This window comes from Shewanella phaeophyticola, from assembly GCF_025398315.1.
Lineage (GTDB): Bacteria > Pseudomonadota > Gammaproteobacteria > Enterobacterales > Shewanellaceae > Shewanella > Shewanella phaeophyticola.
This window is the reverse complement of record NZ_JAODOQ010000001.1, coordinates 1,214,754-1,234,245: the sequence shown is the minus strand read 5'-3', so window position 1 is coordinate 1,234,245 and position 19,492 is coordinate 1,214,754. Positions and strand designations below refer to the sequence as shown.

The 19,492-nt window shown below is 41.5% G+C and carries 16 protein-coding genes, 8 tRNA genes and 1 pseudogene; 5 read left to right on the top strand and 20 right to left on the bottom strand.

The features are described 5' to 3' along the window. Positions 1–64: 64 nt before the first annotated feature. From N4T56_RS05790 to N4T56_RS05710, 17 genes and pseudogenes are all read right to left on the bottom strand, one after another. On the bottom strand, positions 65–1,216 hold the full coding sequence (locus N4T56_RS05790) for a DcaP family trimeric outer membrane transporter (RefSeq protein WP_261732539.1): 1,152 nt from the start codon (positions 1,214–1,216) through the stop codon (positions 65–67). Positions 1,217–1,410: 194 nt separating this feature from the next. Continuing rightward, positions 1,411–1,502 (bottom strand) — tRNA-Lys (locus tag N4T56_RS05785). Positions 1,503–1,591: 89 nt separating this feature from the next. Beyond that, positions 1,592–1,683 (bottom strand) — tRNA-Lys (locus tag N4T56_RS05780). Between the two features lie 89 nt (positions 1,684–1,772). Continuing rightward, positions 1,773–1,848: transfer RNA gene (locus N4T56_RS05775), tRNA-Lys, on the bottom strand. A 123-nt stretch (positions 1,849–1,971) separates the two neighbouring features. Continuing rightward, positions 1,972–2,047, bottom strand: a tRNA-Lys gene (locus N4T56_RS05770). Between the two features lie 283 nt (positions 2,048–2,330). Continuing rightward, positions 2,331–2,406: transfer RNA gene (locus N4T56_RS05765), tRNA-Lys, on the bottom strand. A 203-nt stretch (positions 2,407–2,609) separates the two neighbouring features. Further along, positions 2,610–2,685: transfer RNA gene (locus tag N4T56_RS05760), tRNA-Lys, on the bottom strand. A 123-nt stretch (positions 2,686–2,808) separates the two neighbouring features. Further along, positions 2,809–2,884, bottom strand: a tRNA-Lys gene (locus N4T56_RS05755). 43 nt (positions 2,885–2,927) lie between these two features. Next, positions 2,928–3,003, bottom strand: a tRNA-Lys gene (locus N4T56_RS05750). 277 nt (positions 3,004–3,280) lie between these two features. Next, a complete protein-coding gene (gene ybgF / locus N4T56_RS05745; protein ID WP_261732538.1) occupies positions 3,281–4,024 on the bottom strand; it encodes a tol-pal system protein YbgF in 744 nt (247 codons plus the stop codon). A 56-nt stretch (positions 4,025–4,080) separates the two neighbouring features. Next, on the bottom strand, positions 4,081–4,617 hold the full coding sequence (gene pal / locus N4T56_RS05740; RefSeq protein WP_188923264.1) for a peptidoglycan-associated lipoprotein Pal: 537 nt from the start codon (positions 4,615–4,617) through the stop codon (positions 4,081–4,083). Between the two features lie 23 nt (positions 4,618–4,640). Beyond that, entirely contained in the window at positions 4,641–5,972 is a 1,332-nt protein-coding gene (gene tolB, locus N4T56_RS05735; protein WP_261732537.1) for a Tol-Pal system beta propeller repeat protein TolB, read from the bottom strand. Positions 5,973–6,014: 42 nt separating this feature from the next. Further along, on the bottom strand, positions 6,015–6,995 hold the full coding sequence (tolA, locus tag N4T56_RS05730) for a cell envelope integrity protein TolA (RefSeq protein WP_261732536.1): 981 nt from the start codon (positions 6,993–6,995) through the stop codon (positions 6,015–6,017). Then, positions 6,996–7,424 (bottom strand): protein TolR, encoded by a 429-nt coding sequence (tolR, locus tag N4T56_RS05725; protein WP_261732535.1) that lies wholly within the window; start codon positions 7,422–7,424, stop codon positions 6,996–6,998. After that, positions 7,424–8,113 (bottom strand): protein TolQ, encoded by a 690-nt coding sequence (gene tolQ, locus N4T56_RS05720; RefSeq protein ID WP_261732534.1) that lies wholly within the window; start codon positions 8,111–8,113, stop codon positions 7,424–7,426. Before tolQ ends, tolR begins: the two co-directional genes overlap by 1 nt. After that, positions 8,103–8,503: pseudogene (gene ybgC, locus N4T56_RS05715) on the bottom strand (tol-pal system-associated acyl-CoA thioesterase). Before ybgC ends, tolQ begins: the two are co-directional and overlap by 11 nt. A 1,763-nt stretch (positions 8,504–10,266) precedes the next feature. Continuing rightward, positions 10,267–11,136, bottom strand: coding sequence for a flagellar protein MotY (locus tag N4T56_RS05710; protein ID WP_188923259.1), 870 nt, complete (start codon positions 11,134–11,136; stop codon positions 10,267–10,269). A 184-nt stretch (positions 11,137–11,320) separates the two neighbouring features. On the opposite strand from N4T56_RS05710, the gene rnt reads away from it, so the two are divergent. Beyond that, positions 11,321–11,983, top strand: a complete 663-nt coding sequence (rnt, locus tag N4T56_RS05705; RefSeq protein ID WP_261732533.1) for a ribonuclease T — start codon at positions 11,321–11,323, stop codon at positions 11,981–11,983. Positions 11,984–12,150: 167 nt separating this feature from the next. Here rnt and N4T56_RS05700 read toward each other — a convergent pair whose 3' ends face one another. Next, positions 12,151–12,756: a peroxiredoxin gene (locus tag N4T56_RS05700; protein WP_188923326.1), complete on the bottom strand. Its 606-nt coding sequence runs from the start codon at positions 12,754–12,756 to the stop codon at positions 12,151–12,153. A 440-nt stretch (positions 12,757–13,196) separates the two neighbouring features. On the opposite strand from N4T56_RS05700, the gene N4T56_RS05695 reads away from it, so the two are divergent. Next, complete coding sequence (locus N4T56_RS05695) at positions 13,197–14,519, top strand: Na+/H+ antiporter family protein (RefSeq protein ID WP_261732532.1); 1,323 nt, start codon at positions 13,197–13,199, stop codon at positions 14,517–14,519. Between the two features lie 75 nt (positions 14,520–14,594). Here N4T56_RS05695 and upp read toward each other — a convergent pair whose 3' ends face one another. Next, on the bottom strand, positions 14,595–15,221 hold the full coding sequence (gene upp, locus N4T56_RS05690; protein ID WP_188920446.1) for a uracil phosphoribosyltransferase: 627 nt from the start codon (positions 15,219–15,221) through the stop codon (positions 14,595–14,597). A 233-nt stretch (positions 15,222–15,454) separates the two neighbouring features. Between upp and purM the strand changes: the two genes are divergently transcribed. Together purM and purN are read left to right on the top strand one after the other, a co-directional pair. Next, on the top strand, positions 15,455–16,498 hold the full coding sequence (gene purM, locus N4T56_RS05685; RefSeq protein ID WP_261734753.1) for a phosphoribosylformylglycinamidine cyclo-ligase: 1,044 nt from the start codon (positions 15,455–15,457) through the stop codon (positions 16,496–16,498). Beyond that, positions 16,498–17,142, top strand: a complete 645-nt coding sequence (gene purN / locus N4T56_RS05680) for a phosphoribosylglycinamide formyltransferase (protein ID WP_261732531.1) — start codon at positions 16,498–16,500, stop codon at positions 17,140–17,142. The genes purM and purN overlap by 1 nt, the downstream gene beginning before the upstream one ends. Before the next feature lie 68 nt (positions 17,143–17,210). Here the strand turns inward: purN and cysB are convergent, their stop codons facing one another. Beyond that, positions 17,211–18,185 carry an HTH-type transcriptional regulator CysB gene (cysB, locus tag N4T56_RS05675; protein ID WP_261732530.1) on the bottom strand — a complete coding sequence of 325 codons (975 nt, stop codon included), beginning with the start codon at positions 18,183–18,185 and terminating at the stop codon, positions 17,211–17,213. A 383-nt stretch (positions 18,186–18,568) separates the two neighbouring features. Between cysB and N4T56_RS05670 the strand changes: the two genes are divergently transcribed. Continuing rightward, entirely contained in the window at positions 18,569–19,348 is a 780-nt protein-coding gene (locus N4T56_RS05670) for a hypothetical protein (RefSeq protein WP_188920454.1), read from the top strand. Positions 19,349–19,492 lie beyond the last annotated feature (144 nt).

The window sequence follows — 19,492 nt, the reverse complement described above, 5'->3', positions numbered from 1 at the left end:
TTACTAAATTTGATGCTCACAAAAAAGGCAACCAGATGGTTGCCTTTTGTTTTACGACAGCAAACTACAGTACATATTTGGCTGAAAAAATCACGCGATTTAAATCGCCTTCAAAACCATTTTCAAGCTCATTTAATGCATGCATAAATTCAACACCAAAAGTGACGGGTTTTGATGGTGAGTACAATAAATTAACGTAAGCTGAATAAGCAGACTTGTTCACCGCTTCCCCCGTCAATGCAACATCGTTGTCAGCTGAAAATCCAGAGAAAGTCACACTTGAACGCCACTGCTCTGTCCACCAATGACGATATGACACAAAGCCGCCAAATGATTTAATCGCTTCAATATCGCCATTAGCATCAATAACACCCGCATTGGCATAATTTAATGCCATGTAACGCCCCAGACCTTCACCATAAGTCGCGGTAAATTTAAAATCATCTTTACCGACAGGGATCACACCCGCAAAACTTGCGCCGTAACCCATCTCAGAGGTGTCATAAGCTGTACCACCAATGGTTTGCTCTACATTCAATTGGCGTACAATGGCCGCAGCAGAAAACGACGAGCCATTTGAAGTCTTAAAGTTATAGCGACCTACAAAATCAGGTACGACACCGCTACCACTAGTTATCCGAGAACCACCACCATAAGGCGTCACTGTGGTTTCAGGGTTTTCTATCGAAAATTGCCAATTGCCTGTGCTATAACGAATTTGCGACTGTCTCACAAATGGCGTGCCTTCTGCTGCGCCAACAAAATCTAGATTCTCAGGTAATGCTCCCGGGTTTTGAAACGTAGTCCACGTTTGACCAATAGTCCATTCATCATAGCTTACAAACGCATGACGAATACGTGGTGAGTAACTATTTGAGACACGCTCATTACCATCAGCATGAGTCATAAAATCTAACTCAATGAACCCCGTTAATGTATGGCCATCTAAATCAGTGACAGTTTTAAAATTAAAGCGTGATTCTCTTGCCTGAAAATCAACAACTTGCTCGCCATTACCTTCACTACCATAGATAGTACCAGGTACATAAAACTGCCTTGAAAGCGCTCCAGAATCTGGTGCGCCATTGCCATAATCACTAAACATAACATCAGCTTTAATGTAGCCACCAAATGTCATATCCGTTGCAGCTTGAGCTCCCCCACTCATCGCTAATATCGCACCTGCAACATATAAACTCAGTTTTGCTTGTTTCATTGCTTTCTCCCTTATCATTTTTTTTCTAATCCTATGCAATATCGAACAATTAACAATCAAGTAACATTAGCAATAAGTCTATGAGACAAAAGTATACAAGCAAAAGCTAATACTTGGTTTGTACATTGCATTTGAACATTGCAGGTAAACAGTAATGGATAAACGGAGGTAAATAATGAGGAGAAATCAAGAAGTGGTGGGTCGTGAAGGATTCGAACCTTCGACCAATGGGTTAAAAGCCAACTGCTGTTATTGATCTAAACCAAAGTGACTGAGCTAACGACCCATCTTGGTTTAGGTATAAACGAAAAAGTGATTATAAAACTGACAGAAATTTAAACTAACGAAAAATAAATATGAAGAGAAGTCAAGAACTGGTGGGTCGTGAAGGATTCGAACCTTCGACCAATGGGTTAAAAGCCAACTGCAGTGGTTGATTTAAACCAAAGTGACTGAGCTAACAACCCATCTTGGTTTAGGTATAAACGAAAAAGTGATTATAAAACTGACAGAAATTTAAACTAACGAAAAATAAATATGAAGAGAAATCAAGAAGTGGTGGGTCGTGAAGGATTCGAACCTTCGACCAATTGGTTAAAAGCCAACTGCTCTACCGACTGAGCTAACGACCCATCTGGGTTTTATAAGCTTTATTGCTTACTGGAACAAAAGCCAACTGTCTATGTTTCAAGACCGACTGAGCTAGCGACCCATCTTGATAAAACACTTAAATTCTTTAGCCACGATTTAGAAAGTGGTGGGTCGTGAAGGATTCGAACCTTCGACCAATTGGTTAAAAGCCAACTGCTCTACCGACTGAGCTAACGACCCATCTGGGTTTTATAAGCTTTATTGCTTACTGGAACAAAAGCCAACTGTCTATGTTTCAAGACCCGCTGAACTAACGACCCATCTTGGTTTTATAAGCTTTATTGCTTACTGGAACAAAAGCCAACTGTCTATGTTTCAAGACCGACTGAGCTAACGACCCATTTTGGTTTTATAAGCTTTATTGCTTACTGGAGCAAAAGCCAACTGTCTATGTTTCAAGACCCGCTGAGCTAACGTCCCATCTGGATAAAACACTTAAATTCTTTAGCCACGATTTAGAAAGTGGTGGGTCGTGAAGGATTCGAACCTTCGACCAATTGGTTAAAAGCCAACTGCTCTACCGACTGAGCTAACGACCCATCTGGGTTTTATAAGCTTTATTGCTTACTGGAACAAAAGCCAACTGTCTATGTTTCAAGACCGACTGAGCTAACGACCCATTTTGGTTTTATAAGCTTTATTGCTTACTGGAACAAAAGCCAACTGTCTATGTTTCAAGACCCGCTGAGCTAACGACCCATCTGGATAAAACACTTAAATTCTTTAGCCACGATTTAGAAAGTGGTGGGTCGTGAAGGATTCGAACCTTCGACCAATTGGTTAAAAGCCAACTGCTCTACCGACTGAGCTAACGACCCATCTGGGTTTTATAAGCTTTATTGCTTACTGGAACAAAAGCCAACTGTCTATGTTTCAAGACCCGCTGAGCTAACGACCCATCTGGATAAAACACTTAAATTCTTTAGCCACGATTTAGAAAGTGGTGGGTCGTGAAGGATTCGAACCTTCGACCAATTGGTTAAAAGCCAACTGCTCTACCGACTGAGCTAACGACCCATCTGGATAAAACACTTAAATTCTTTAGCCACGATTTAGAAAGTGGTGGGTCGTGAAGGATTCGAACCTTCGACCAATTGGTTAAAAGCCAACTGCTCTACCGACTGAGCTAACGACCCATCTGGGTTTTATAAGCTTTATTGCTTACTGGAACAAAAGCCAACTGTCTATGTTTCAAGACCGACTGAGCTAACGACCCATCTTGTTAAGTTTGAAAACTTTAATCACTAGTGATGCAGAAACTACATAGAGATGATTGACGCTTTAAACCCCTCAGAAGGCTGTGCCGTTCTGAGGGCGCCTATAATACCTTTTTCAATTTCTCATGCAAGCGCAAATTTATAATTTCTTGTTGTTTGCATGAAAAACAGACTAAGAGGCTGTTTTTTGGCTTAATTAGCCTTTCAATGCTGATAATTGCTGCTGTGCTAGGCGCGCAGAGGCACTATCAGCATATTCTTTCAGTACTTTGTTATAAAGCGCTCTAGCACCTGCCGAGTCGTTTTCTTTCTCAGCGATCATGCCGAGTTTAACCAAGCTATCACCACGCTTATTAGAATCGGTAAATTTACTTACAACAGTGCTAAAGGCTTGCTTCGCTGCAGTATTATCACCCTTATTGTATAGCAGTTGCCCTAACCAATAATTGGCATTGGCTGCGTAGCTAGAATCTGGGTATTGAGTAATAAAGTCACGAAATGCAGGGATAGCATCGTCATATTTACGCTCTTTCAACACTAAATTGACCGCAGCTTCGTAGCTGCCAGTTTCACCTAACGTTGAACTTGTCGCAGCAACGGTAGTTGGGTCAACTTGAGTTTCTGTTGGCGCAGCAGGTGTTGATGACTTAGCAGTAAGATTAGCAATTTCCTCATACAGTTGACGCTGACGCTGCAACATTTGATTCATTTGATAATTTTGTTGCTCAGTAATGCCACGTAAATCCAGCACTTCATTTTGTAGTGCATCCATACGGCGTTGCATGTCAAACTCAACTTGTTGCTTGGCTTTAATAATACGCTCTAGTTTTGCAATTCGATCATCATTCGAACCACCAGACACATCTGACACAGGGGCTGGGGCTGCAAAAGCACTCGCAGTAGTAAAGAACATAGCCGCAATTAAAATGGCTCGTTTCATTTTGTCCACTCCTAAAAAAGGCCAACCGCTGGCGGTTGGCCTTACATTTTTAACGCTTAGTAAACTAACACGCCACGACGGTTTAAACCGAAACCAGTGTCTGTGCGAGAATAATCTAATGGTTTCTCTTCACCATAACTTACGATACTCATTTGGCTAGGTTGTACACCCATACCTTGTAAGTACTTAGCGATCGCTTTAGCACGACGTTCACCTAGTGCAATGTTGTACTCTGGCGTACCACGTTCGTCAGCATGACCTTCAATCAATACGCGAACATTTGGGTTTTCTACTAAATAGTTACCGTGAGCTTGAAGAATTTCAGCGTTTTCGCTTTGAACTTCACTGCGGTCAAAATCAAAGTAAATAATGTTTTGACGACGTAATTCTTGTTCTTTTAAACGCTGCTGTTCAACCGGGCTTAACACTGCGCCAGCACCACCAGTTTCAATACCACCAGTACCATATTCACTACCAGTACCACTCATAGAACCGCTAGCGTCTGTTTCAGAGTCTGAAGTTGAGCTACAGGCACCCAGTGCCATAAGCGGAACTGCAACCAGCATAGCTTTAAACAACTTATTCAGATCCATTTTAAATCCTTATCAATATCTATTTAGAGAAACGGAGACCATGCTGGTGATTTCACCTCGCCCTGGCCGACAGGCAATCTTGCTTTAAATCTGCCGTCCATAGAAACAGCAGCTAATACTTGTTTACCTTGATGGGTTGTACCATAGATAACCATAGTGCCATTGGGAGCAACACTTGGCGATTCATCAAGCTGAGTTGATGAAAGCACCTGCATAAAGCGTGTCGCTAAATCCATTCTAGCAATGTGGAACTTACCATTAGTACGGTTTACAAAAATCATACTACGACCGTCAGGAGTAATTGAACCACCAAGGTTCCATTCGCCTTCAAATGTCATACGAGAGACTTTTTTTGTATCTAAACTCACGCGATATAACTGTGGTCGACCACCACGCTCAGAGGTAAATAACAATGATTTACCATCTGGGAACCATGAAGGCTCAGTATCAATCGCATAATGATCTGTGATGCGTTGTGAACTTTTGCTCGCAATATCGACCACATAAACTTCAGGTTGACCGTCTTTAGATAACGTGATGGCTAACTTTTTTCCATCAGGAGAAAATGACGGGGCACCATTAATCCCATTGAAGCTACTCACCATAGTACGCGTTTGACTGTAGATGTCTTGTACAAAAATTTCAGCTTTTCTGTTCTCAAAACTGACATACGCTAAACGACGACCGTCCGGCGACCATGTTGGTGACATTAATGGTTCTGGCGAACGTAATAACATTTGCTCATTGTAACCGTCATAATCAGCAATCATCAAATGATAAGGCGCTTTTTGACCTTGCTTAACAACAACATAAGCAATGCGAGTTAAAAATGCACCACGAATGCCCGTCAATTTTTCATAAACAATATCGCTAATACGATGACCGTATTGTCTAAATTGGTTAGCACTAATGACCGTTTCACGGCTTTCGAGTAGAAGTTCACTGTTATTGACGGAAGTGCCTTTAGTGATCACATTCTGCGCTTTCACTAAATCAATCAGTTCAAAGCTCACTAAATACTGGTCTGTCCCATAAGGCTTTACAGCCCCCACAACAACCGCTTCCGCTTCGACATTAGCCCAATCTTGCGCAGCAAAACCGTTCACTGATGACAAACTCGTTTGTGGCAATGCTCTTACGTCTAACGACTTAAAAGTACCGCTGCGAGCAAGGTCAGAGGTCACTACATCAGAAATAGACGCAGGAGCAGGCCTTGCACCTTGCCAAACAAAAGGCACTACAGCAATGGGTCTTGCGGCATCCACACCTTCTGTAATCACAATATCTAACGCTGCGCGAGCAGGTGCCGTTAACACAATAAGTACTAGTGTTAACCATTTAGCCAAATTCTTCATGCGACTCCTTTTACTCAATTCCATCACTCATTACGTTTAATACTAATTAAATTCTGGTGAAACCGTTAAATTAATTTCTTTTAATTGTTGATAAACAGCAGGTTCCGGTGAAACAGGTAAACGGCTCGCTTTATTTATCGACACTTTTGCCGCGCGGCAAACGACCTGGTCACCTTCTAGTGTCTGCGCCGTGGTCACAAACCCGTCTGCGGCTAAGCGAATAAAGACTCGGCAACTTTTACCACGCATTGATTCATCAACCACTAAGTTACGTTGAATCGTGGCAATGATCATCGCTTTGTATTTATCAACTTCAGACAACACTTGTCTATTACGTGTTTTTGACAACGAGTCTTGTTCTGCAGCCATGGCTTCGGCCATTTCACGCTCTTGGCGTGCTTTGGTTTCAGCTGCTTGGCGTTTTTTCTCCGCTTCTTCGCGTAGTTTACGCTCGGCTTCCTCTTTACGCTTACGCTCATCTTCAGCACGTTGGCGCTCTTCTTGTGCTTTTTTAGCCGCAGCTTCTTCTTGCTTACGTTTTTCAGCGGCTTGTTTGGCGGCTTCTTCAGACGCTTTTTGTTCTCGCTCTTTTTGCTTACGCACTTCTTCAGCTTTTAAAGCACGTTCTTTCTCTTGTTGCTGTTTTACCTGTGCGGCTTTAGCGGCATCATTCGCTTTTTGAGTTTCAGCTTCTTTCTGTTTGCGCTGGATCTCTAATGTTTTAATTTTCTCTTGTTCACGTTCACGCTCTCGCTTTGCTTCTAAGGCTTTACGCTCGAGCTCTGCCTGGCGAGTTTTTTCTTGCTGCAATGCATCTTGCTTTTGTTTCTTTAATTGCTCAACTCGCTCATTTACTTTTTGTTGATCAATCACAATAGCTTGAACGGCAGGTGCGCTGGCTGCCGTTTGCATTTGTTTAGGTTTATCATCAAAGCTTACCCCTAAGGCAAGAATGACAATAAAGCCAATATGAATACCAGCAGAAATAGAGACTGGTACGGTTAAATCTGATTTTCCAGCCACCTATTTCTCCTTCGGTGAATCGGTCATAAGCCCAACCGCAGGGACGCCAGCACCTTGTAGGCTTATCATTAATTGGATCACGCTTTCATATGGTATAGATCGATCCGCTTTTACCACTACCGGCCTTTGCGGTTCCAGCATGATAAGCGCACCAACTTCAGTAGACACTTGCTCTAAATCCATCGCGACAGAGTTTGAGCTACTGCCTACGTTTAAAAAGTATTCACCTGCAGCATCAATAGAGGCAACAATAGGCGGCTTACTGTCTGGTGGCAGGGTTTCTGCATTACCTTGCGGCAACTCTACTTTGACACCTTGCGATACGATTGGCGCTGTAACCATAAAAATAATTAACAACACCAACATCACGTCGATATAAGGCACCACGTTGATTTCTGCAACCGGACGACGACGTTTACGCTGATACATTAAACAGCTTCCTTCTCGCTATACGCTTGACGTTGCAATATGTTTGAGAATTCTTCCATAAAGTTGGCGTATGAGCTCTCAAGCTTTTCAACTTGAGTCGAGAATCTGTTGTAACCAATAACGGCAGGAATGGCCGCAAACAAGCCCATTGCTGTGGCAATTAGCGCCTCTGCAATACCAGGAGCAACCATTGCTAGCGTCGCGTTTTCAACTGCACCTAATGCGATAAACGAATTCATGATCCCCCATACCGTTCCAAATAAACCAATATATGGGCTGGTTGAGCCAATCGTGGCCAATAAAGGTAAATGATGTTCTAATTTTTCCATCTCACGTGACAAGCTCACACGCATAGCACGCGAAGTACCGTCCATCACCGCTTCTGGTGATTTGCTGTTAACTTTACTCAAGCGGGTATATTCTTTAAACCCAGCAACAAACATCGCCTCTAAGCCTGATATTGCATTACCACGGGCAATGAGTTCTTTATAAAGACGGTTTAAATCAACACCAGACCAAAAGGTATCTTCAAAGCGTAATGCTTTAACTCTTGCTGAGCTGAGCAATTTGTTGCGTTGGATAATGACAGCCCAAGAGGCAATTGATAATGCCAACAAGGTCAACATGACCAATTTTACCAACACACTGGCTTCTAAAAACAAACCAATAAATGAAATTTCAGCGTGCACTGTCAAACTCCTGAACGATATTTAGGGGAATAGCGCGGGGACGCATTCGTGACAAAGATATACACGCGACAACGACTGTCGCTTCACAATAGCAATCACCTTGATGATCAACTAAGCGTTGGTGAAACACCAAAGACGCTTTTTTTAATTCGACGACTTTGGATTCAACCAATAAGTCTTGTTCAAATTTTGCTGCTTTACGAAAATCGATATCGGCATGTTTAACGACAAAAGCAATATCTTCCACCAACAATTGCGCTTGGCGAATACCCATCGCTTTTAACCATTGTGTCCGTGCCCTTTCAAAAAGTTCAAGTAGTTTGAATGGTACACAACACCACCGGCATCGGTATCTTCATAGTAAATTGATATGGGTAAAACAAACATAATCAGAATACGAATTCTTAACAGACAAAAGTTGGCTTACTATACCGAGTAGATGTACGCTTGTGAATAATGCCTAAGGGGAAAAAAGGACTTTATTTTGCTCAAAATGCGCTAAAACACACAAAAAACCTCAGGAACGGTAATAGATGAAGCTTTATTAATGTATTCCCCCAAACCATTAACAAAAGTTTACACAAAAAAGTACGATTAAACCTCATGTTATAACCAATAACTCAGTAACAATATTTGGGTGTAATTGCCATTTTCATCATCGATTGGGGTAAGCCAACACTAAGGCGATATAAGGCAATTCATTCCGCATGCTAATGGCCAATATCCTCCTATATTCCTCATTTCTTTTTTCATACTAATGACAATCAACCTCAGTTAATCGTACAGCGACAGTTTAACCGTTCACAATAGATAAACCTGCAGTAATAACAGCATCAATGCATCAATGAGATATTAATCAATTCTATCCCATTTTTTATAGAGCAATACAACAAGGACGTTGGCTTTTCAGAGTGTATTTTAAATAAAATAGCGCAACCACAAATAGCTAACTCGTCAATTGTTAAATATTATCACTAACCTCAATTTATTAATCCGACTAATTATGCACAAGATATGTATAACAATCTAACAAACCACTATAACAAGCGATTAAGCATGATTCACTAAACTACCACCCCACAACAAGCATTAGTTTTACTAATGCTAAGTCATAATTTTTCTAGTTTGTTGAATCCACTTTTTAATTCTAATATAGCCTTGTTTTCAGGACACATCCGATTCAGATGTTGAAAACCAAGAACGCCAAACTGATGTAACCCAATACCTCAGTTTACCCTAGTTCTTATGCTTGACTTCCTTCCTTAAATTTGTTGATTGCAAATTATTTAGCCCACTTGGATTAAGTGGGTTTTTTTTGTCTTTTTTTTGTCGCCCTCCATTTAATACTCTCTCTTACTGTTATTGGTTGTACTGTTGTTGGTTACTTTATCATCAACCAACATGGCTAATTTGAAGCCGATTAGATAGAGAGGGTGCATTCCATTAATCCTTATTAGAATATGATCTACATAAGGGATGGTTACAGAGGGTCTGTACAATGAAAATGACTGTAGGTGTAGTCCTCTACATCAAAGTCATTTGAAGCAGTAATGGGGGAGTGACACAGCCCCAAAGGGCGAATTTATCAGAGTGGTCTTCTTTGTTTGCCTTTCTTAACGTACGACTTGCATGGATGCAGGAGATAGAGCAACGCAGGAGCAGTTGCCGACGACTGCATGGATGCAGGAGATAGAGCAACGCAGGAGCAGTTGCCGAGAACGACTATGTCTTCAAAAGGCTGCCTCGAATACCTCACTGATCATTTTCGCTAAAAGAGCAAATTTTAATACCAATTCCACTAATTATCTGGTCATTCAGCGGTAATTCTGTGCCTTCTAGGCAAGTAATAGGATTGTAGGCATAGTTGCTCTACGTCAAAATACTATTAAGCAGCATAGAAGGCACAGAAACCCGCCTTGCAGGAGGCGCTCAGACAGTCCATTTCTTTGTTGCATTGCCTTAGAAGGGAATAACCATTATTTCAGCAATGCGCCTCAAACTGAACAGTCTGAGCGACTCTGATTGGTCACATAATTAATGGAAATGGTATAATGCGTGTTGGTATAACACCTTGGTCAACAGGCAAAATAATACCCAAGCAGTAAACTGCTTGGGTTTATGTATATCGCTTTTACATCTGCCGTTAAGCGTAGCTATATCGGTTTCGTTATCTTAATCACCACACGACGGTTTATTTGGCGTTCCTGCTCGAGATCGTTGGCCGCCACATGGCGTTTTTCACCATGGCCTTCGGTGTGAATACGCTCTTGAGGAATACCACTGGCAATAAGAATATCTTTAACGGAGTCAGCACGCTTATCTGACACCCTTTGGTTTACTGAGCGGCCACCATAACTATCGGTGTAAGCATCAATCAGGACAAGTTCCACTTCAGGGTCAAATGACAAGTAACGCTGTACTTTTTGTAATTGCATTTTTGAGAAGCGAGTTAACTCCACGCCCCCCTCTTGGTAATTAAGTACCGTAAACGCAATATCATCAAAACTGTAGGGTAATAAATTAGCTAAACAAGAACGAAACTCACGATACTTGCCACCAAAGTTGGCAGATGACAGCCCCACCGCAATTTTAGAATTAGGGTTGTACCAATCGGCATAATAAAATGTTGGCTCCATACCTTGGCTTAACTCTGTCAACATTGACCACGCAGCCTTTTTTGGTACTTCACCATTAAATTGCTTCTGGTAAGCTAATTGAGTAATTTCTTTAGAATTATGCCCAGGTCGCCAACTAGGCGCTCGACTGATTAGCGTTGCATTAGTCACAGAATCAGGCTTTAACCACATATCTAAAGTAAATTGTAAATTGAGTTCTTTTCCTGCAATGCTGGTAAACACGGCGCGACCGTAATCAGGAATGTCATGCTCTAAACGACATTCGATTGGGTTATTTTCACCCACACGCCATGCTGAGTTTTCAAGAGACGCAACATAATGTCTCAAATCGGCATGAGCCGTTGAGCAAAGACACAAACTTGTGAGAACCATCAGTTTTCGCCACATAAAAACACCCTTTATACCGATTACATAGTAACTATCGGCCTGTTTAAGGCTTTCTTTAGCAAACAATCATGTTAATCGCCGATAAAAAACACAATCAAACATGACACTGCGCGTCAGTTTGCGCATAATACTCGGCTTATATCATTTGCTCTGAAAATGATATCAATTGAGGATAAAGACTGTAATGACTGATATTTGTGACGCTAACAAGTTTAAACACCGCTTTCGTGGTTACTTCCCTGTGGTTATTGATGTTGAAACCGCAGGTTTTAACGCCAAAACCGATGCGTTGCTCGAAATTGCCGTCACAATGTTGAGAATGAACAGTGATGGGGTTATTGAACTCGACAAAACCTTACATTTTCATATTGAGCCTTTTGAAGGTGCAAACCTAGAGCCCGAAGCCTTAGCGTTCAACGGTATCGATCCTACTAACCCGCTTCGGGGGGCTGTTGGTGAAAAAGTGGCTTTTTTAGAAATATTTAAAGAAGTCAAAAAAGCCCAAAAAGCCGCTGATTGCCATCGCAGTATTATCGTGGCTCATAACGCTGCATTTGATTTGGGTTTTGTGAACCAGGCAATTGAGCGTAATAACTTAAAACGTTCACCGTTCCACCCATTTGCAAGCTTTGATACCGCAACATTAGCAGGACTAGCTATTGGCCATACCGTACTGGCCAAAGCCTGTAAGATGGCGGGTATTGATTTTGATAATAAAGAAGCCCACTCTGCCCTTTACGATACCGAACGTACTGCAGAGTTATTTTGTCATATCGTTAATCGTTGGAAAGCGCTGGGTGGCTGGCCACTTATCGGTGCTGATGCCGAAAATACTGAAACAGAGTAAACAGCCTGAACTCAAGAAAAATACCTATACCAACCAATTTTAAAATGGGTATCCATCGATTTCAGCCAATGTTTATTACGGCCTGTATTAAAATGAGTAGAATTGAAATATACACCCAATAAAAAAGCTGCCGAAGCAGCTTTTTTTATTGGCTCAAACTCTTAACATTACAGCTTTGCAGAGTTATCTTTTAAGTATGCAGCAACACCTTCAGTGCTTGCAGTCATACCTTCTTCGCCTTTTGACCAGCCTGCTGGACAAACTTCACCGTGCTCTTCATGGAATTGAAGCGCGTCGATCATACGGATCATTTCATCAACGTTACGACCTAATGGCAAATCGTTAATCACTTGGTGACGTACTTGGCCTTCTTTATCTACTAAGAAAGAACCACGGAAAGCAACACCCGCTTCTGGATGTTCAACATCGTACGCTTTACAGATTTCATGCTTAACGTCAGCAACTAGGGTGTATTTAACTTGGCCAATACCACCTTTGTCTACTGGAGTGTTACGCCATGCGTTATGAGTAAACTGGGAATCAATAGAAACACCAATCACTTCTACGCCACGCTTAGTGAACTCTTCCATGCGGTGATCAAAAGCAATAAGCTCTGATGGGCATACAAAAGTAAAATCAAGTGGATAGAAGAAAATAACCGCTGGCTTACCTTTAATTGCGGTAGCGAGGTTAAATGTGTCAACAATTTCACCAGAACCAAGAACGGCTGCGGCTGTAAAATCTGGGGCTGGACGGCCTACTAATACGCTCATTATCAATCTCCATTTAATGGCTTTTTACATGCTACAAAGGCACAAAGATTCTTTCATAGTCATCCATTACTCAAATATTTATACCTTTGGTACTTATTCAGTCATATACCATACAGTTAATTTCACAGACTTATAAGCTATTTCATCTGAAAATAGTTTACCTGCTGAAAAATGAAACATGCAGAGTCACTAATATAATAGTGCCGTGTGACAAAATCATTATCAAGAGCTTCAAAATCTATGTAGACCTATTAATACACAAGTGCGACATTCTACTGATAACGCCCAATAATCATCATTGATTACTGACTCAGTTGTATTAAAAACATTCAGCTATTCATTAAAAACCTGCACCAACGATTAAAAATTTCATCTGCGCTGGACAAATACTATCGAGCGGTCAAAAATAGCCGTCTCATTTACTTTAAAGAATTACGATTATGAATGCGGTTGTTATCGCGGTTTGCTTAATGTTGTTTTTAAGCTTTATTCGCATCAATGTGGTGGTAGCATTAACCATCAGTGCAGTTGTTGCGGGTTTAGTCGGTGGATTAGATATCCATCAAACCATTGCAGCCTTTAATGATGGTTTAGGGGGCGGTGCACAAATCGCGTTAAGTTACGCATTATTAGGCGCTTTTGCTGCCGCACTGTCACACTCAGGTTTAACGACGTTAATCTCGCATTCTATTATTAAAAAACTGGGTAAAGAGCCTAATAATAACAATACCCAAATGGTACGTTGGCTATTATTGGTGGCGATTTTAGCGATGGCGGTGTCTTCGCAAAATATTTTACCGATCCATATCGCTTTTATACCCATTCTCATTCCACCGTTATTGCACGTTATTTCTAAACTCAATATCGACCGTCGTCTTATTGCGTGCATTTTAACCTTTGGTTTGGTTACTACCTACATGATTTTACCAATAGGTTTTGGTGGTATTTTCTTAAACGATATCTTGTTGGCTAACTTAAATACCAACGGCTTAAATGCTGTCAACTCACAGATCCCCCAAGCCATGTTACTCCCGGCATTAGGCATGGTATGTGGTTTATTAACGGCCATATTTATTAGTTACCGTAAACCAAGACAATACATGATTGAGCAGCCGGTGATGAGTGACACAGAAACACCGGTTATTAGCCGCAAAAGTATTATCATTTCAATATCGGCCATTGTAGTGACCTTAATTGTTCAACTGCAAACCGACTCAATGATTTTTGGTGCCTTAAGCGGATTTATCATCTTTCGTTTTTCAGGCATTATTAAACAAGACATTAGTAAAGACTTGTTTAATCAAGGCGTTCATATGATGGCTAGCATTGGCTTTATTATGATTGCCGCTGCAGGGTTTGCCGCAGTGGTGAAATCTACCGGTGAAGTCAGCACCTTAGTGACATCTTTAGGTGACATTATTGGCGACAATAAAGCCTTAGCTGCTCTGCTAATGTTGATTGTGGGCTTACTGATTACCATGGGCATTGGTTCTTCGTTTTCGACGATTCCGATTATTGCGACTATTTACGTGCCATTAGCGCTCAACTTTGGGTTTTCGGTTGCAGCAACGATTGCGTTGGTAGGAACAGCTGCAGCATTGGGTGACGCCGGCTCGCCAGCATCAGACTCGACCTTAGGGTCGACTGCGGGTCTTAATGCTGATGGCCAACATGATCATATTCGCGACAGTGTTATCCCTACATTTGTGCATTACAACATCCCGTTACTTGTATTTGGCTGGATAGCCGCAATGGTGTTGTAACCACTCACTCATAACTTTCACTCATAAAAAATGGGAGCCAACTGGCTCCCATTTTTTTACCGCATCGTAATGGTGCTATTTAGTACCAAATATCTTATCACCCGCATCACCTAAACCAGGTAAAATATAACCTTGTTCGTTAAGGCATTCATCGATTGCTGCTGTGTAAAGCTCAATATCAGGGTGCGCCTCTTCTAACGCTTTAATCCCTTCAGGAGCAGCGACAAGCACTAATGCTTTAATTGAAGTACAACCGCGCTTTTTCAACAAATCAATAGTCGCAATCATTGACCCCCCAGTGGCAAGCATTGGATCAACCACTAATGCGATACGCTCTTCTACATTACTAACGATTTTTTCAAAGTAAGGCACAGGTTGCAGTGTTTCTTCGTCACGGTAAATACCTACAACTGAAATACGTGCACTCGGAATATGCTCTAATACGCCGTCCATCATGCCGAGACCCGCACGTAAAATAGGCACTACAGTGACTTTTTTACCTTTTAGTTGCTCAATACTGACTGGACCATTCCAACCATCAATGGTTACTGTTTCAGTTTCAAAATCAGCTGTTGCTTCATAGGTTAATAAACTGCCCACTTCTGTGGCCAATTCACGAAATCGTTTGGTGCTGATATCCGCTTCACGCATCAAACCGACTTTATGACGAACCAGAGGATGCTTAACTTCAACGACTTTCATTTCTTTCTCCTAGATTTCCGACTTTTCAGGCAAATTTGACAAATGTTAGTCGATTTATCCCATCTATAAAACATAAAGTTTCAAAATTGCAGTAAATCGTGAGCTAAACCAATAAAAAATAGGCAATTCATCGTTTTCTTTTGAGGATAAAGTAAAAACATGGCTTTCGACCAATGAGACAAACTGATAGAATACTGCCGCATAAAATTCCATAAAACGATGTACCCTAGAGGATCCTCCGTGAGCACTCCTACCCCCTAAGTTACAAAGACGCCGGCGTTGATATCAATGCAGGTAATGCGTTAGTCAGCAACATTAAATCTGCGGTAAAACGCACTCGCCGTCCAGAAGTTATGGGCAATTTAGGCGGTTTTGGCGCACTCTGCGAATTACCTACTAAATACAAACACCCTGTATTAGTTTCTGGTACTGATGGTGTTGGTACTAAGTTACGTTTAGCCATTGATTATAAAAAGCACGACACAGTTGGTGTTGATTTAGTTGCTATGTGCGTTAATGACTTAATCGTATCTGGTGCAGAGCCATTGTTCTTCCTTGACTACTACGCCACAGGCAAACTTGACGTTGATACAGCAACCTCTGTGGTTAATGGTATTGCTGAAGGTTGTTTCCAGTCTGGTTGTGCATTAATTGGTGGTGAAACCGCTGAAATGCCAGGCATGTACGAAGGCGAAGATTACGATCTGGCAGGTTTTTGTGTTGGTGTCGCTGAAAAAGCAGACATTATCGATGGCACTAAAGTAAACGCGGGCGATGCGCTAATTGCACTAGGTTCTAGTGATCCTCACTCAAACGGTTACTCGTTAATTCGTAAAGTGTTAGAAGTTAGCCAAGCTGATCCTAAACAAGATCTTGCGGGTAAGCCACTAATTGACCACTTACTTGAGCCAACAAAAATTTATGTTAAGCCATTATTAAAACTGATTGAGCAATCAGAAATCCATGCCATGGCGCACATCACTGGCGGTGGCTTTTGGGAAAACATCCCTCGCGTATTACCAGAAAATTGTAAAGCAATCGTCAAAGGTGATTCTTGGAAATGGCCTGTAGTATTTGACTGGTTAATGCAAAACGGTAACATCGCTCAACACGAAATGTACCTAACCTTTAACTGTGGTGTTGGCATGATAATCGCGCTGCCAGCAGACAAAGTTGATGCGGCATTAGCATTGCTTAAAGCTGAAGGTGAAAACGCATGGTTAATTGGTGAAATTGCGACTCGTCAAGATGACGAAGAGCAAGTGGAGATCATCTAATGAGCCAAAGCTGTCGTGTTGTTGTGCTTATTTCTGGCGCTGGCGGTAATCTTCAAGCCATTATTGATGGCTGTGACGATAACGTAAACGCTGATGTTGTCGGAGTGATCAGTAACAAACCGGATGCTTATGGTTTAATTCGCGCTCACCATAGCGAAATTGATACCAGCTGCGTTATTGCTTACAAAAACGAGTCACGTAGCGAATACGATGCTCGTTTGTTGGCGGCGATAGACAAATACCAGCCAGATTTAATTGTACTCGCTGGATTTATGCGTATTTTAACTGATGAGTTTGTCAGCCGTTTTCTTGGTAAGATGATCAATATCCATCCATCATTATTACCAAAATACACCGGATTAAATACCCATCAACGCGCCATTGATGCTGGTGATAGTGAACACGGTGCCAGTGTGCATTTTGTGATCCCAGAGTTAGACTCAGGCTCTGTGATATTACAGGCTAAAGTCCCTGTTTACCCTGGTGAAGATGCTTCTGTATTAGCGGAACGTGTGCACGAGCAAGAACACGCTATATACCCACTAGTGGTAAAGTGGTTCAGCTTAGGTCGATTAACAATGACTGACGGTAACGCGTTTTTAGATGGTGAGTTAATTGATCCTTCAGGCTTTGCACCTGACTAACTTTAATTAACCAGCACGACTCAGACATAAAAAACCTCGCCGCGGCGAGGTTTTTTATTACGTCAGGATTAACGTACTGGCAAAGTGATATCGGCAAACATCTCGTCAATCAATTGCTGATCGCGCAATGCGACCGCCTTTTCGACTACATCACGGGTTAAATGAGGCGCAAAATGCAGCATAAAGTCATACATGTAACTGCGTAAAAAACTGCCCCGCCTAAAACCAATCTTAGTGGTACTGTGAGCAAATAAATGACTGGCATCAATCGCAACTAAATCTGTATCAACGGCGGGATCAATCGCCATAGAAGCAATCACCCCGACTCCAAGTCCTAGTCTGACATAGGTTTTAAGAACATCTGCGCTAGTCGCACTAAACACCACTCGAGGATCTAAATTTGCGCGATTAAATGACTTTTCAATTTCAGAGGCTTTGTCAAAACCAAATACATACGTCACTAACGGGTGTTCAGCTAAATCTTCTATGCTGATTGTTGTTCTGCTTGCAAGCGGGTGATCGCGCTTAACCACAATAGAGCGATTCCAGTGATAACAAGGCAGCATAATTAAATCGGTATACAGATGCATCGCTTCTGTTGCAATCGCAAAGTCTGCATCCCCTCTGGCTGCTTGCTCGCTGATCTGCGACGGCGTACCCTGATGCATATGTAAATTGACTTTGGGATAACGCTTAATAAATTCACGAATGATTTGCGGCAATGCGTAACGCGCTTGTGTATCTGTAGTAGCAATATTCAACTCGCCTTGATTTGGCTTGGTGTACTCTTCAGATACCTTTTTAATACTGTCAACTTTGCTTAATATGTCATTTGCTATATCAATAACTTGCTGACCTGCAGGTGTCACATGGGTTAAATGTTTGCCACTTCGACCAAATATCTGGATCCCGAGCTCATCTTCCAACATACGCACTTGCTTGCTTATACCAGGTTGTGAGGTATAAAGGTTTTCAGCGGTCGTAGATACATTAAGATTATGTTTAACGACTTCTGCAATATATCTTAGCTGCTGCAGCTTCATGGTTTTATCCTTGATTGACCTTTAGCTATTCACACAATATTGGAATAGTATTCAATCGTTCGGGTTCACCAAAGTAGAACCACTGTTCAACTATGACGAAACGTTATACTTAATGTGAAATATAATATAAACAGTAATAACGAGCAAGTAAAAAGCCGTGCAAAAATGCGATATCGATATTAGATAAAAGGTTTAATTGATCTGTTTAATGAATTATCACCAAAACGACTTATTATTCAACGACAGCTGTAATTACATACGCTAAGATATAGGGTAATTTTGATGGCATTTGCTAATCAATCTGATTACCCATTAAAATGCCTTTTTAGCCATGATTATTGGCTGTTTTTACAATGTGATATGAAAGATAGAATGGAACCTTTATGTCCTTAATTGTAGTATTAATTCTTATTGGTGCACTGCTATTACTCATCATTGGTTTTAGTATTGTCCAACAACAAAAAGAGCGTGCAGAAGCTGAACGCCGTATTGAAGTATCTCGTCAACGTGCCATTATTGACGAAACCGACGCTGTCTTGTCTAACACAGGTATGGCACCTTGCTCCAGCCATATCATGTTAGTACTTTACCGCCGCATTCAAGACGCACTGGAACAATCATTAACTCATGCTAGCGGTCAATTAAAATCAGACTATGAACGTCGCCTAGGTGATATCAAAGCACAAGTCACCACAGTGTCAAATTCACCAAGCCAAGTTCCAGCAGTCGAAAACTTTCGCTTGCCCGATAACGACAGACAAATCCTTGAATTAGTCAAAACGCTTAAAAAGCTGAAAGCAATATTGCGTGCTGAGCATAATAAAGGAAAAGTTGACCCTACGGTGTTTGCCGAAGAAGAAATGCGCATCGATAATTTGCAACTACGAATTAACGTTGAGTCAATGATAAGCCGTGCTCGAGCCGCCTGCTTTATGAAGCAATATGGCTCGAGTAAACAAATGGTGACCAAAGCATTAAACACCTTACACACCATTAAAGCGCAAACCCCAAACGATCCATTTATTGCCCGTAAAGTTGATGAAGCAAAGCAATTGCTCGATGAAATTATGGGCGCACAACGTCGTACAGAACCAAGTACGCCAGCACCGAAAAAAGAAGGTGATGATATCGACATGCTGTTTCAGCCTAAAAAGAAATGGTAGTACTGTTCGTCTTAATCTGTTGATCACAAAAAGCCTCGTCAAGAGGCTTTTTTTGTGTCCACTGTTCGCGTTCATCGTCCTTCACAACAATCTTTCGCAATCATTATTTGATCATTTCTGTTTCACTGCTAGAATACTGTATAT

Excerpts from the sequence above, each read along its gene's own strand:
- cysB (WP_261732530.1), bottom strand. The coding sequence starts at position 18,185 with ATGAAGCTGCAGCAGCTAAGATATATTGCAGAAGTCGTTAAACATAAT.
- pal (WP_188923264.1), bottom strand. The coding sequence starts at position 4,617 with ATGGATCTGAATAAGTTGTTTAAAGCTATGCTGGTTGCAGTTCCGCTT.
- N4T56_RS05695 (WP_261732532.1), top strand. The coding sequence starts at position 13,197 with ATGAATGCGGTTGTTATCGCGGTTTGCTTAATGTTGTTTTTAAGCTTT.
- N4T56_RS05790 (WP_261732539.1), bottom strand. The coding sequence starts at position 1,216 with ATGAAACAAGCAAAACTGAGTTTATATGTTGCAGGTGCGATATTAGCG.
- tolB (WP_261732537.1), bottom strand. The coding sequence starts at position 5,972 with ATGAAGAATTTGGCTAAATGGTTAACACTAGTACTTATTGTGTTAACG.
- N4T56_RS05670 (WP_188920454.1), top strand. The coding sequence starts at position 18,569 with ATGTCCTTAATTGTAGTATTAATTCTTATTGGTGCACTGCTATTACTC.
- tolR (WP_261732535.1), bottom strand. The coding sequence starts at position 7,424 with ATGTATCAGCGTAAACGTCGTCGTCCGGTTGCAGAAATCAACGTGGTG.
- rnt (WP_261732533.1), top strand. The coding sequence starts at position 11,321 with ATGACTGATATTTGTGACGCTAACAAGTTTAAACACCGCTTTCGTGGT.
- N4T56_RS05700 (WP_188923326.1), bottom strand. The coding sequence starts at position 12,756 with ATGAGCGTATTAGTAGGCCGTCCAGCCCCAGATTTTACAGCCGCAGCC.
- ybgF (WP_261732538.1), bottom strand. The coding sequence starts at position 4,024 with ATGAAACGAGCCATTTTAATTGCGGCTATGTTCTTTACTACTGCGAGT.
- N4T56_RS05710 (WP_188923259.1), bottom strand. The coding sequence starts at position 11,136 with ATGTGGCGAAAACTGATGGTTCTCACAAGTTTGTGTCTTTGCTCAACG.
- upp (WP_188920446.1), bottom strand. The coding sequence starts at position 15,221 with ATGAAAGTCGTTGAAGTTAAGCATCCTCTGGTTCGTCATAAAGTCGGT.
- purN (WP_261732531.1), top strand. The coding sequence starts at position 16,498 with ATGAGCCAAAGCTGTCGTGTTGTTGTGCTTATTTCTGGCGCTGGCGGT.